The sequence below is a fragment of the Streptomyces sp. CNT372 genome (assembly GCF_000377145.1).
In genome coordinates, this window is record NZ_KB897779.1 from 81,811 (window position 1) to 94,397 (window position 12,587).

Sequence of the window (12,587 nt, forward strand, 5' to 3'; positions counted from 1 at the left end):
CGGGTCGAGGGCCCGGGTGGCGCGCACCCCGGGCCCGGGGCTCAGGCGGAGCCGTCGGCCGTCCAGGCGCGGGTGCGGGGTGGCAGGCCGGAGGTGCCCCCGGGGAGGGGGCGGACGGCCACGACCTGGTTGACGCCGATGCGGTTGCGTTCGAACGCGAGGGCGCAGGCGGCCATGTAGAGCCGCCATACCCGGGCCCGCCCGGGGCTGGTGGTGCGGACCGCCGCGTCCCAGGAGGACTCCAGGTTGGCGACCCAGGCGCGCAGGGTGCGGGCGTAGTGCTCGCGGATCGCCTCCACGTCACGGACTTCGAGGCCCGCCTCCTCCAGCCCGGCCACCGTGCGGCCCAGCGGGAGGAGTTCGCCGTCGGGGAAGACGTAGCGGTCGATGAAGTCGTCGAGACGGTAGGCGGGCTCGTCGGGCTCGGGGCGGCGCGCGATCTGGTGGTTGAGCAGCCGGCCGCCCGGCGCGAGCAGGGAGTGCAGCTGCCGGGCGTACTCACCGAAGCGGACCTCCCCGACGTGCTCGGCCATGCCGACGGAGGAGATCGCCTCGTACGGGCCGTCCCGGACGTCCCGGTAGTCCTGCACCCGGATCTCCACGCGGTCGGTCAGGCCCTCCTCGGCGATCCGCTTGCGGGCGTAGGCGGCCTGCTCCCGGGAGAGGGTGACGCCGGTGACGCGGGCGCCGTACGCGCGGGCCGCGTGCAGGGCCATCGAGCCCCAGCCGCAGCCGACGTCCAGCAGCCGGTCGTCCGGGCGCAGGGCGAGCTTGCGGCAGACCAGGTCGAGCTTGTCCCGCTGGGCGTCCTCCAGGGTGCCGTCCGGCGCGTCCCAGTAGGCGCACGAATAGACCATCGACGGGCCGAGGACCAGCTCGTAGAAGGCGTTGCCCACGTCGTAGTGGTGGCTGACGGCCGCGCGGTCCCGGCGGCGGGTGTGCAGGGGCCCGGACCGCCGGCGCGACTCCTCGGGGGGCGGCGGGGGCGGGGGCAGCGGGCCCCCGAGGCGCAGCAGTTCGCGGGCCGCGGCGCGGGTCCGGGGGTCCCGCAGGGGGTGCACGGCCGGCGCGTCCGGCTCCCGGTCCCACAGGGTCCCGGCGAGATGGCCGAGAAGGGCGTAGAGGTCGCCGTCGACGTCGAGGTCCCCGGCGACCCAGGCGCGGGCGAGTCCCAGCTCGCCGGGGCGCCAGAGCAGCCGCCGCAGCGCACGGCGGTGGCGGACGACGAGGACGGGGCCGCCGGCCGGCGGGCCGGCCTCGCTGCCGTCCCAGGCCCGGACGCGGACCGGGAACGGCGTCCCCAGCAGTTCCTCGGCAAGAGTGGTCAGCCGCACTGCGGCACCGGCCATGGCACACACCTCCGTGACGCTGGATCCCACGCGATGCTTGCTCACGAAACGCTCACTACCGACAACAGGGTGACCGGTCGGGGGGCTTCCCGGCGACGGTGCGTACGACGGGAAGCGTCCCCGCGAAACGGGCCGCGGGGACGCTTCCCGGTGAGGGTCCGCACGGTGGCCGGGGCCGGGAACGCCGAAGGGGCCGCCTGCACCACGGATGGCAGGCGGCCCCTTCGGGGCTGTGCGGGGTCCTACGAGGCCTTGGCCTTCTCGGCCTCCGGCTTCACGGCGGCGGGCGCCGGGGCCGGCTTGGCCGCCTCGTAGAACTCCTCGCGCGGGGTCTCCATCGCACCGAGGGAGACGACCTCGCGCTTGAGGAACATGCCGAGGGTCCAGTCCGCGAAGACGCGGATCTTGCGGTTCCAGGTCGGCATGGCCAGACCGTGGTAGCCACGGTGCATGTACCAGGCGAGACGGCCCTTGAGCTTGATCTTCATCTTGCCCATGACGATCATCGCGACGCCCTTGTGCAGGCCGAGACCGGCGACCGCACCCTTGTTGGCGTGCTTGTACGTCTCCTGCGGGAAGCCGCGCATCCCGGAGATGACGTTGTCGCCGAGGACCTTCGCCTGACGCAGCGCGTGCTGGGCGTTCGGCGGGCACCAGGCGTTCTCGACACCGGCGGCACGGGCGGCCATGTCCGGGACCTGGGCGTTGTCGCCCGCGGCCCAGATGTAGTCGGTGCCGTTGACCTGGAGCTTCTCGTTGCAGTCGACGTGACCGCGGGGGCCGAGCGGCAGGCCGAAGCGGGCCAGGGCCGGGTTCGGCTTCACACCGGCGGTCCACACGATGGTGTTGGAGTCGACCTCCAGGCCGTTCTTCAGCACCACGTGGCCGTCGACGCAGGAGTCCATGGACGTCGAGAGGTAGACCTCGACCCCGCGGCCCTCCAGGTGCTCCTTGCCGTACGCGCCCAGCTTCGGGCCGACCTCGGGAAGGATCTTGTCGGCGGCGTCGACGAGGATGAAGCGCATGTCCTCGCGCTTGACGTTGCCGTAGTACTTGGCCGCGTCGCGGGCCAGGTCCTCCACCTCGCCGATCGTCTCGGCGCCGGCGAAGCCGCCACCGACGAAGACGAAGGTGAGCGCCTTGCGGCGGACCTCCTCGTCGGTCGTCGAGTCGGCCTTGTCGAGCTGCTCCAGGACGTGGTTGCGCAGGCCGATGGCCTCCTCGATGCCCTTCATACCGATGCCCTGCTCGGCGAGGCCGGGGATGGGGAAGGTACGGGAGACGGCGCCGAGCGCGATCACCAGGTAGTCGAAGGGCAGCTCGTACGCCTCACCGACCAGCGGGGCGATCGTCGCGACCTTGCGGTCCTGGTCGATGGTCGTGACGCGACCGGTGAGGACCTCAGCCTTGGGCAGCACGCGTCGCAGCGGGACGACGACATGCCGAGGCGAGATGCTGCCGGCGGCAGCTTCGGGGAGGAAGGGCTGGTACGTCATGTACGAGCGCGGGTCGACGACCGTGACGGTCGCCTCGCCGTACCGCATCTTCTTCAGGATGCGACGTGCCGCGTACAGGCCTACGTACCCACCGCCTACAACGAGGATCCGGGGACGCTCCGTGGTGCTCATGCCATCGAGTATCCACCCACCCCGGCACCCCCCTTCGTGAGCCCCTTCACAAGGTTGCCGGTGTGCTCTGCTACACTCCGCCGCCCACGTGACCCAGGTCATGGTGCCGGGAGGGAACCCGGAGGGGGCATGACACGTTGTGCACCCCGCGTGAGCTGGACCGAAGGGCCGTGGGCGCGGCCGCGTCCGCTTCTGGCGGGGCCCTGACGGGGGTGCGCGGAAGGCTCCCCGCCCGCACGCGCCCCGCCTTCCGAAGCCCAACGGGCGGCTGCGGAGGGGATTTCAAGGGCCGGAAGGGCCCGTCGGGACCGAATTCCTTGTGAAGAACTTCACGAACTTTCTTCCGAGGGCGTGCCCGGGGGCTCCACGGGTCGTGTTCCGGGAGCTGCGCGGGCCGTGTTCCGAGGGCTGCGCGGACCGTGCCCCGGGGCTTCCCGGGCCCGGTGCGGAGGGCTCAGTCGACCAGGCCGAGGCGGGCGGCCCGGACCCCGGCGGCGAAGCGGCTCTCGGCCCCCAGCCTGGCGACCAGCCCGGTGAGCAGCCGGCGCAGGGTCCGCTCCGAGCAGCCGAGCCGCCGGGCGATGGCCTCGTCCTTGGCGCCGGCCGCCAGCAGGGCCAGCACCTCGCGCTCCCGGGGCGTCCACTCCTCGGCGGGACCGGCGGAGCCGGCGCGACCGGCGGAGCCGGCGGACGCCCGGGCACCACGGCCGTGGGCGGTGTGCGGCTCGTAGGGCCGGGCGGTGCTCCAGTGGTGGTCGAAGACCTGCGCGAAGCAACCGGCGAGGCGGGCGCCGTGCAGGATCACGTCCTCCGCCTGCTCCCCGCGCGGCCGGGCGGGGCCCAGGGCAAGCACGGTGACCGCCCGGTCCACGACGTTCAGATGGAGCGGGACGGTGGGGGCGAGACGTATCCGCGCGCCGTGTTCCAGCAGGACGGAGAGATAGCGGGCCGCTCCGGTGAGGCGGGCGGCCCGGGTGGACACCAGCAGCAGCATGGAGACCCCGCGCTCCAGCATGCGCAGGTCCTGGGGGAGGTCCGCGTCCAGCACCTCGGGGGCGGCGAACGACGAGCGCATGGCGAGGATCTCGTTCCGGCACAGCGCGTCCAGGTCCTCCATCCGGCTGCGCAGCCGGGCGCGATCCGCGAAGAACTCCGCCTCCAGGGTCTCCCGGCCGGCCTGCCGCAGATCGGGCAGGAGCCGCAGGACGTCGCCGAGGGCGTCGAGGTTGCGGTGCAGGGCGCCGAGCTGGGCGCGCTGCCCGGCGAGCAGCTCGTGCAGGGCGCGCTCCGGCGCGCCGACGCGGTCGCCGGCGGGGCCGCCGTCGTCCGGACCGGCGATCAGCCGCCGCTCGGCCAGCCACCGCCGCACCTCGGGCGGCACCTGCCCGGCCCCGTCGCAGCCGTACGGACCGGGCCGCGGGGCCCGGTCGTCCCCACCGGGTTCGTCCCGCTGCGTGACCGGCATGCCGCCGACCCTAGGCGTCCCCGCCGCCCCCGACCAGGGCCCGGCCCTCGCACGCCCGGGCCTCGCGGGCCCGGCCCCTTCGCGCGGGTCCCCGGCCCGCCCTCGTGACCGGTTGGGGCCATGCCCGAAACGGCCGTGGTCAACGGGGCTCAGGCGGCGCTAAGTTGGCGCCTCGTACCGGTCGACGCACCCGAGCCGCCGGGCGGAGACCCCGTCCCCGCGGCCGGTGCCGCCCCCTCGCGAGGGGCCTCGTACCACCGCACAGCGTGCTGTTCCACCTTCCGCGCCACGCCCCGCCTCTCCGGCAGGCGGCCACCCACCGTTCTGCCCGCGGGGCGTGCGCTCCCCCACTCGCCGGCCCGGCGTCCCCGTGGCCGGTCCCACGAAAGGTGTCAGCTTCTCCATGCGCAGAACCCACCTCGGTGCCCTCGTCCTGGCCATGCCGCTGGCCCTGACCCCGGCACTCGGATCCGCCGCCTCCGCCGCCGAGCCCACCCCGCTCGTCGCGGTCGCCGACGCCCCGGCCGCCCAGGAGATCAAGGGCCGCTACATCGTCACGCTCGCCGAGGACGCCGACCCGGCGGCCGTGCTGAAGGCGCGGTCGCTCACCGCCCTGCACGTCTACGAGGAGGTCGTCAACGGCTTCGCCGCCGACCTGACGGCCGCCCAGCTCGCCCGGGTGCGGGCCGACTCCCGTGTGGTGTCCATAGAGGAGGACCAGAAGGTCGCCTCCGTCGCCACCCAGTACAACGCCCCCTGGGGCCTGGACCGCATCGACCAGCGCACCGGCCGGGACGGCTCGTACACGTACAACCGCAACGGTTCCGGCGTCACCGCGTACATCATCGACAGCGGGATCGACACCGCGCACGCCGACTTCGGCGGCCGGGCCCGCAACGTCTTCGACGCCTTCGGGGGCAACGGCCAGGACTGCAACGGCCACGGCACCCATGTCGCCGGCACGGTCGGCGGCAGCACCTACGGCGTGGCCAAGGGCGTCCAGCTCCGCGGTGTCCGGGTGCTCAACTGCCAGGGCTCCGGCTCCTTCTCGGGCATCATCGCCGGCTTCGACTGGGTACGGCAGAACGCCGTGAAGCCCGCCGTCGCCAACGCCTCCCTCGGCGGCGGCTATTCGCAGGCGCTGAACAACGCTGCCACCAGCCTGGCCAACTCCGGTGTCCACCTGGCCGTGGCGGCGGGCAACGACAACCGGAACGCGTGCAACTACTCGCCCGCCAGCGCCGCCGGGACCATCACGGTCGCCGCGTCCGACTCCTCCGACCGCAAGGCGGGCTTCAGCAACTGGGGCAACTGCGCCGACATCTACGCCCCCGGCGTGAGCGTCACCTCGGCCCGGGCCGGCGGCGGCTCCACCTCGATGAGCGGCACCTCGATGGCCTCGCCGCACGTCTCGGGCGTGGCCGCGCTCTACAAGTCGGCGAACGGGGACGCGTCCAGCGCCACCGTGAACAACTGGCTGATCTCCAACGCGACCGCCAACGTCATCGGCGGCAACGTCAGCGGCACCCCGAACCGGCTGCTGTTCAAGTCGACCCTCTGACGCCTCTGACGCCCTGACGCCCTGACCCGGCGTCCTCACGCCCCAAGCACCACAAGCACCAAGCCCCGGGGACGCCCCCCGGGGCCGCGATCCACTCCCGATCCGGCGCCGAGGAGGGGCACGGGGGAAGCCGGAAACCGCCCGGCCGGTCCGAAGCGACCGGCCGGGCGTCCGTCGTGGGCGTCCCGCCCGGGGCGGGCGCGCCGGCCCGTCGGCGCGCGGGTTCCGGCGCGCGGTGCCAGGCTGGGAAGGGGAGTGCCCCGCCCCCGAGCGGCGCGGGCCCCCGCCCCCACCGCTCCTCTCCCGGAAAGCGACGGCAACCATGATCACCACGGACTTCGTACCCGGTTCCCCCTGCTGGCTCGACCTGGGCGCGCCGGACGTCGGCGCCGCCGCGGACTTCTACGGTTCCGTGTTCGGGTGGACGGCCAAGGCCGCGGGCGGCGGGGACGAGGGTGGGGGCGACGGCGACTACCGGCTCTTCGAGCGGGACGGCAAGGTCGTCGCGGCGGTCGGCAAGCTCACCGAGGAGGGCGCCAAGTCGGCCTGGACCGCGTACTTCCACACCCCGGCCCTCGACGACACCGTACGCGCCGTCGAGCGGGCGGGCGGTTCGGTGCGCGGCGAGCCGTGGGGCGACACCGAGTTCGGCCGGCTCGCGCAGCTCACCGACCCGCAGGGCGCGCAGTTCGCCGTGTGGGAGCCGGGCGGCTTCGCCGGGTTCCAGGCCGTCGACGGCCCCGGCACCCTCGGCTGGATCGAGTTGATGACCACCGACTCGCCCGCCGCGCAGCGCTTCTACGGCGAGGTCTTCGGCTGGACCGGCCAGGACATGGAACTCCCCGGCGGCGGCGGGACGTACACGATGGTGACGCCCGCGGGGCAGCCGGAGGAGCGCATGTTCGGCGGGGTGATGGGCACCCCGGAGCTGTTCGCCTCGGGCGAGAACCGGCCCTACTGGCACCCGGTCTTCGTCACCGAGGACTGCGACGCGACCGTGGCCAGGGTCCGGGAGAGCGGCGGTTCCCTCTCCATGGGGCCCGAGGACGCGGAGGGCGTCGGCCGCCTGGCGGTGTGCACGGACCCGGCGGGCGCGGAGTTCGTCGTCCTCAAGCCGGAGGAGCCGGCGGGCTGACCACGGAACCCCGCCGGCCCGTCCGCGCGCCAGTGCGCCTGGTTCAGCTCCAGCCCTCGGCGGCCTTGTAGGCGATGCCGTCGGGCATCGCTCACGAACGCGCCTCGGCAGAAACCTAGGTGTACACATTAACGCGTACACTGGCCTCATGACTGAGAACACCGTGACCGTACGGGAAGCCCGCGCGCACCTCGCCGACCACATCAACCGGGCAGAGGAAGGCGTCCCGACCGTCATCACGCGCAATGGCGCCCCAGTGGCGGCCGTGGTGCCGATCTCGGACTTCGAAGCACTGGAGGAAGCAGCCGACGTGATGCTGGCGCGAGAGGCCGAAGCGGTGCTGGCCGAAGGCGGCGCCACCGTGACCATGGCGGAACTGCTGGCGGACCTGTTCACCGAGCAGGACGGCGAGGCGGCGTGAAGTACGCCTTCCGGTTCACCTCGGCGGCGCAGCGGCAGCTCCGGGCCATCAGCCGACCCGACGCCATGCGCATCCTGACCGCACTGACCGCACTCGGTGAGGACCCGTACCGCCAGGACGCCGACGTCAGGAAGCTCACCGGCCCGTCCGATCTCTGCCGGCTCCGGGTCGGCAGCTACCGGATCGCCTACCAGATCAACGACGGCGAAATCGTCGTCCTGGTCGTCAAGGTGGGCGACCGGCAGGACGTCTACCGGGGCCTGTGACGCCCCGCCCGGCATCCGCGTCGCCGGGCACCGCCCCTCAACGTGCCTCGCTCGCCGCGTAATAGGCGATGCCGTCGAGGATGTCGTGCTCGCTGACCACGACCTCCCGGGCCCCCACCCGCTCCATGACCGTCCGCAGCACCAGTGCCCCGGCCTGGATCACGTCCACCCGGCCGGGGTGCATCACGCCGATCGCGGCACGCTCGTCGTGGGTCGCGCTCAGCAGCGTCGCGGTGACCCGGGCGACCTCCTCGTAGGAGATCCGCGCGTGGTGGATGGCCTCGGAGTCGTACGCGTCGAGGCCCAGGGCGATCCCGGCGACCGTCGTCACCGAGCCGGCGAGGCCGACCAGGGTGCGCGCCTCCGTCAGCGGGACGGCCTCGGCCGCGAGGTCGAGGGCCGACTCGATGTCGGCGCGGATCGCCGTGATCTGCGCCTCGGTCGCCGGGCTGGACGGCGCGTGCCGCTCGGTGAGGCGGACGCAGCCGATGTCCACGGAGCGGGCGGCCCGGGCGTGGTCCTCGCCGACGACGAACTCGGTGGAGCCGCCGCCGATGTCCACGACCAGGTACGGCTTCGCCAGGTCGGTGCGGCCGGTGAGGGAGCGGGTGGCGCCGGTGAAGGAGAACTCGGCCTCCTGGTCCCCGGTGATCACCTCCGGCTCGGTGCCCAGGATGTCCAGGACCCCGGCGACGAACTCCGCACGGTTCTCGGCGTCACGGGAGGCGGAGGTGGCGACGAACCGGACGGTCTCGGCGCCCAGCTCCTTGATCACCCCGGCGTACTCGCGGCAGGCGGCGAAGGTGCGCTCCAGCGCCTCGGGGGCGAGCCGGCCGGTGCGGTCGACGTCCTGGCCCAGGCGGACGATGGTCATCCGCCGGTCGAGGTCGGTCAGCCGGCCGGTGGCGGTGTCCACGTCGGCGACGAGCAGGCGGATGGAGTTGGTGCCGCAGTCCACAGCGGCGACCCGGGTCACGCTCACGCGCCCGCCCCCTGGTCCCGGGCGTCGCCGGGGGCACCCTCCGGAGCGTCCCCGTCGCCGGGCTCCGGCGCGCAGCCCGTGACGCACGGACCCTTGCGCCACCACTCGGGGAGCATCGCCAGGGCCTCGTCGCCGAAGGGGTTCACCCCGGGGCCGGCGGCCAGCGAGTGGCCGACCAGGACATGGAGGCACTTCACCCGGTCGGGCATACCGCCCGCGCTGGGGAAGCCCTGAAGCACCTCGATCGCGTCCCGGCGGGCGATGTAGTCCTCGTGCGCCGAGCGGTAGGCGGCGGCCAGCTCCGGGTCGGTGGCGAGCCGCGCCTGCATCTCCTTCATGACGCCGTCGGCCTCCAGCGTGCCGATCGCGGAGGCGGCGCGCGGGCAGGTCAGGTAGTACAGCGTCGGGAAGGGGGTGCCGTCGGGCAGGCGGGGGGCCGTCTCGACGACGTCCGGCTGCCCGCAGGGGCAGCGGTGGGCGATCGCCCGCAGTCCGCGGGGCGGCCGGCCGAGCTGCTGCTCGAACGCGATGACGTCCGCGTCGCTCGGCGCGGTGTGCTCGGTGGTGGGAGGAGGGGTTTCCATGCCTGCCTTGCTGCTGTGTCCGCTGGTGAATGGGCTGGTGGGCGGGCCGCCCGCGCGGTGGCGGCCGGGCGGCGGCGGTGTCGGCGTGCCGCGCGCTAGGGGCGGTCGGCGTTGTCGACGCCGTTGAAGACGTTGGAGTACCAGGGGCGGTCGCCCGCCCCCGGGTCGCGGCGGCGCTCCTCGGCCGCCTCGGGGTCGATCACGGTGTAGCCGGTCTCGCCGGGGAGCAGGTAGTGCAGGTGCTCACGGGCGAGGCGCCGGACGTAGGCGTCGTCCTGGAGGCGGGCCTTCTCGTCCCGCAGGTGCGCGACCTGCCGGCGTGCCTCCTCCATCAGGCGCTCCTGCTCGGCGATCTCCGCGCGCTGGGAGACGTACTGCCGCATCGGGTAGGCGAGGGCGACGACCAGTGAGCAGACGACGAGCGCGAGGAACGCGGCCCGGCCGGTGAGCCGGGAGCGGCGGTCCTGGCGGCGGCTCTGGGAGCGGTAGACGCGGGCCGCGGTCTGCTCCCCGAGCAGCCGCAGCCTGGTCGCGGTGGAGAACCGGTCCGGCTCCGGCCTGCGCCCCATGGGTTCGCCTCCCCGACTTCCCGCTCCTCGCGCGCGCCGCTGCACACGCGTACGTCCCCGGACACGGTACGGGACCGGAGCCGGGGACGTACGGAGGCGGGGTCCCACCGCCCGCGCGGGGCGGTGGTGCCCACCGGAGAGCGTCAGCCCTCGTGGCGACCGTGCGCGTCGGTCGGCTTCGCGGCTGTACGCGTCAGCCCGCGCGACGGCTGTGCGCGTCAGCCCTCGTAGATGCTGTGCGTGTCAGCCCTCGAAGCGGAAGCGGGGGAACGCCGAACGGCCGGCGTACACCGCCGCGTCGTCCAGGATCTCCTCGATGCGCAGGAGCTGGTTGTACTTGGCGACGCGCTCGGAGCGGGCCGGGGCGCCGGTCTTGATCTGGCCGCAGTTGGTGGCGACGGCCAGGTCCGCGATGGTGACGTCCTCGGTCTCGCCGGAGCGGTGGGACATCATGCACTTGAAGCCGTTGCGCTGGGCCAGCTCGACGGCGTCCAGGGTCTCGGTCAGCGAGCCGATCTGGTTGACCTTGACGAGCAGGGCGTTGGCGGCGCCGTCCTCGATGCCGCGGGCCAGGCGCTCCGGGTTGGTGACGAAGAGGTCGTCGCCGACGATCTGGACCTTGGAGCCGAGGCGGTCGGTGAGGACCTTCCAGCCGGCCCAGTCGTCCTCGAACAGCGGGTCCTCGATGGAGACCAGCGGGTACGCGGCGGCCAGCTCCTCGTAGTACTCGGTCATCTCGGCGGCCGAGCGGGACTTGCCCTCGAACTCGTAGACGCCGTCCTTGTAGAACTCGGAGGCGGCGACGTCGAGCGCCAGCGCGATGTCCTTGCCGGGGGCGTAACCGGCCTCCTTGATCGCCTCGATGATGAGGTCGAGGGCGGCGCGGTTGGAGTCGAGGTTCGGCGCGAAACCGCCCTCGTCGCCGAGGCCGGTGGACAGGCCCTTGGTCTTCAGCACCTTCTTGAGGGTGTGGTAGACCTCGGTGCCCCAGCGCAGGGCCTCGGAGAAGGACTCGGCGCCGATCGGCGCGATCATGAACTCCTGGATGTCCACGTTGGAGTCGGCGTGCGAGCCGCCGTTCAGGATGTTCATCATCGGGACGGGCAGCAGGTGCGCGTTCGGGCCGCCGAGGTAGCGGAAGAGCGGCAGGTCGGACGCCTCGGAGGCGGCGTGCGCGACGGCGAGGGAGACGCCGAGGATGGCGTTGGCGCCGAGGGAGGACTTGTCCGGGGTGGCGTCCAGGTCGAACATCGCCTGGTCGATCAGGCGCTGCTCGGTGGCGTCGTAGCCGACGAGCTCCGGGCCGATCTGCTCGATGACGGCGAGGACGGCCTTCTCGACGCCCTTGCCCTGGTAGCGGTTCTGGTCCCCGTCGCGGAGCTCCAGGGCCTCGAACGCACCGGTGGAGGCGCCGGACGGAACGGCAGCACGACCGGTGCTGCCGTCGTCGAGGCCGACCTCGACCTCGACCGTGGGGTTGCCTCGGGAGTCCAGGATTTCCCGGGCTACGACGACGTCGATGGACGGCACGAGCATCTCCTTCTGGGATGTGACGCGAAATAGGTGCAGAGGTCTGCTTGGCCTTGCGGCAAGAGCCTAACCGCACCGGAGGGAAAGGCCCCCCGATGCCCGCTCCCTGGGACGGAAAAGGACATCAACAGCGGAGAAAGGGGTGGAACCCCAGCCTCCGCGCCCGGGGACCGGTCCGGCGGCGGACCGGCGGCCGTCCCGGAGCCGGTTGCCGGACCTCCGGGGGCGGCCGGGCACCCAGGGGGCGGCCGGGACAGCCGAAGGCCCCTGAGGGCTCGGCGGGCGGGCGGCCCCGGCGCCCGGACGGACGGAACCCCGGCCCGGCGTGTACGGGGGAAGGCACGCCGGACCGGGGTAGCCGGTGCCCGTCGGGGCGGGTGGGGGGAAGTCCGCCCGGTGACGGGAGGGAGGGGTCAGCTCAGGTGGAGCTGCTGACCGGGGTGGATCATGTCGGCGCTCTCCAGGATGTCCTTGTTGAGCTCGAACAGCTTCTTCCAGCCGCCGTCGACCTTCTCGGCCTCGGCGATCCTGCTGAGGGTGTCGCCGGGCTTGACCTTGTACTCGCCGTCGCCCTTCTTGAAGCCCTTGGCCCCGCCCTTCGGCGCGGACTCGGTCTTCGGGGCGGCCGGGGCGGACTTCTTCGGGGCCTCGGACCGCTCGGAGCGGGTGGTCGGGGCCTCGGCGCGCTCCTTCGGCTGCTCGGCGGCGCCGCCGCCGTACGGGGTGCTGGACAGGTTGACGCCGCAGCTCGGCCAGGCGCCCTTGCCCTGGCCCGCCAGGACCTTCTCGGCCACGGCGATCTGCTGGGACTTGGAGGCCTGGTCGGCGGTGGCGGCGTACGCGGTGCCGCCGTACGCGGCCCAGGTGGAGGCGGAGAACTGCAGACCGCCGTAGTAGCCGTTGCCGGTGTTGATGGACCAGTTGCCGCCGGACTCGCACTGGGCGACGGCGTCCCACTCGGAGGCCGTGGCGGCGGAGGCGGAGGTCGCGCCGATCAGCGGGGCGGCGACCGCCGCACCGGTGATGCCCACGAGGGCGGCGACACGGGTCATCTTCGACGGACGGCGGTGCTTGGCGATGCCGGAACGCAGCATGAA

Annotated in this window: 12 protein-coding genes; 4 read left to right on the forward strand and 8 right to left on the reverse strand. The window is 73.4% G+C overall.

The annotated features are described in order from the left end of the window. Positions 1–41 precede the first annotated feature (41 nt). From C593_RS0108320 to C593_RS0108330, 3 genes are all read right to left on the reverse strand, one after another. The gene (locus C593_RS0108320; RefSeq protein ID WP_018846837.1) at positions 42–1,349 is read right to left on the reverse strand and encodes an SAM-dependent methyltransferase; all 1,308 of its coding nucleotides are present in this window, start codon (positions 1,347–1,349) and stop codon (positions 42–44) included. A gap of 242 nt (positions 1,350–1,591) precedes the next feature. Further along, complete coding sequence (locus C593_RS0108325) at positions 1,592–2,977, reverse strand: NAD(P)/FAD-dependent oxidoreductase (protein ID WP_037745162.1); 1,386 nt, start codon at positions 2,975–2,977, stop codon at positions 1,592–1,594. Between the two features lie 454 nt (positions 2,978–3,431). After that, positions 3,432–4,442, reverse strand: coding sequence for a helix-turn-helix domain-containing protein (locus C593_RS0108330; RefSeq protein ID WP_018846839.1), 1,011 nt, complete (start codon positions 4,440–4,442; stop codon positions 3,432–3,434). Between the two features lie 403 nt (positions 4,443–4,845). On the opposite strand from C593_RS0108330, the gene C593_RS0108335 reads away from it, so the two are divergent. The 4 genes from C593_RS0108335 (at position 4,846) to C593_RS0108350 (ending at position 7,825) form a co-directional block, all read left to right on the forward strand. Beyond that, positions 4,846–6,003 carry a S8 family peptidase gene (locus C593_RS0108335; protein WP_018846840.1) on the forward strand — a complete coding sequence of 386 codons (1,158 nt, stop codon included), beginning with the start codon at positions 4,846–4,848 and terminating at the stop codon, positions 6,001–6,003. A gap of 322 nt (positions 6,004–6,325) precedes the next feature. Beyond that, entirely contained in the window at positions 6,326–7,138 is an 813-nt protein-coding gene (locus C593_RS0108340; RefSeq protein WP_018846841.1) for a VOC family protein, read from the forward strand. Positions 7,139–7,286: 148 nt separating this feature from the next. Further along, entirely contained in the window at positions 7,287–7,559 is a 273-nt protein-coding gene (locus C593_RS0108345; RefSeq protein ID WP_018846842.1) for a type II toxin-antitoxin system Phd/YefM family antitoxin, read from the forward strand. Beyond that, entirely contained in the window at positions 7,556–7,825 is a 270-nt protein-coding gene (locus C593_RS0108350) for a type II toxin-antitoxin system RelE family toxin (protein ID WP_018846843.1), read from the forward strand. The genes C593_RS0108345 and C593_RS0108350 overlap by 4 nt, the downstream gene beginning before the upstream one ends. A 37-nt stretch (positions 7,826–7,862) precedes the next feature. Here C593_RS0108350 and C593_RS0108355 read toward each other — a convergent pair whose 3' ends face one another. From C593_RS0108355 to C593_RS0108375, 5 genes are all read right to left on the reverse strand, one after another. Continuing rightward, complete coding sequence (locus C593_RS0108355) at positions 7,863–8,801, reverse strand: Ppx/GppA phosphatase family protein (protein WP_026277488.1); 939 nt, start codon at positions 8,799–8,801, stop codon at positions 7,863–7,865. Between the two features lie 2 nt (positions 8,802–8,803). Continuing rightward, positions 8,804–9,391 carry a DUF501 domain-containing protein gene (locus C593_RS0108360; protein ID WP_018846845.1) on the reverse strand — a complete coding sequence of 196 codons (588 nt, stop codon included), beginning with the start codon at positions 9,389–9,391 and terminating at the stop codon, positions 8,804–8,806. 95 nt (positions 9,392–9,486) lie between these two features. Continuing rightward, positions 9,487–9,960 (reverse strand): septum formation initiator family protein, encoded by a 474-nt coding sequence (locus C593_RS0108365; protein WP_018846846.1) that lies wholly within the window; start codon positions 9,958–9,960, stop codon positions 9,487–9,489. Positions 9,961–10,203: 243 nt separating this feature from the next. Beyond that, complete coding sequence (gene eno / locus C593_RS0108370) at positions 10,204–11,490, reverse strand: phosphopyruvate hydratase (protein ID WP_026277489.1); 1,287 nt, start codon at positions 11,488–11,490, stop codon at positions 10,204–10,206. Positions 11,491–11,903: 413 nt separating this feature from the next. Then, positions 11,904–12,584: a LysM peptidoglycan-binding domain-containing protein gene (locus tag C593_RS0108375; RefSeq protein ID WP_018846848.1), complete on the reverse strand. Its 681-nt coding sequence runs from the start codon at positions 12,582–12,584 to the stop codon at positions 11,904–11,906. Positions 12,585–12,587 lie beyond the last annotated feature (3 nt).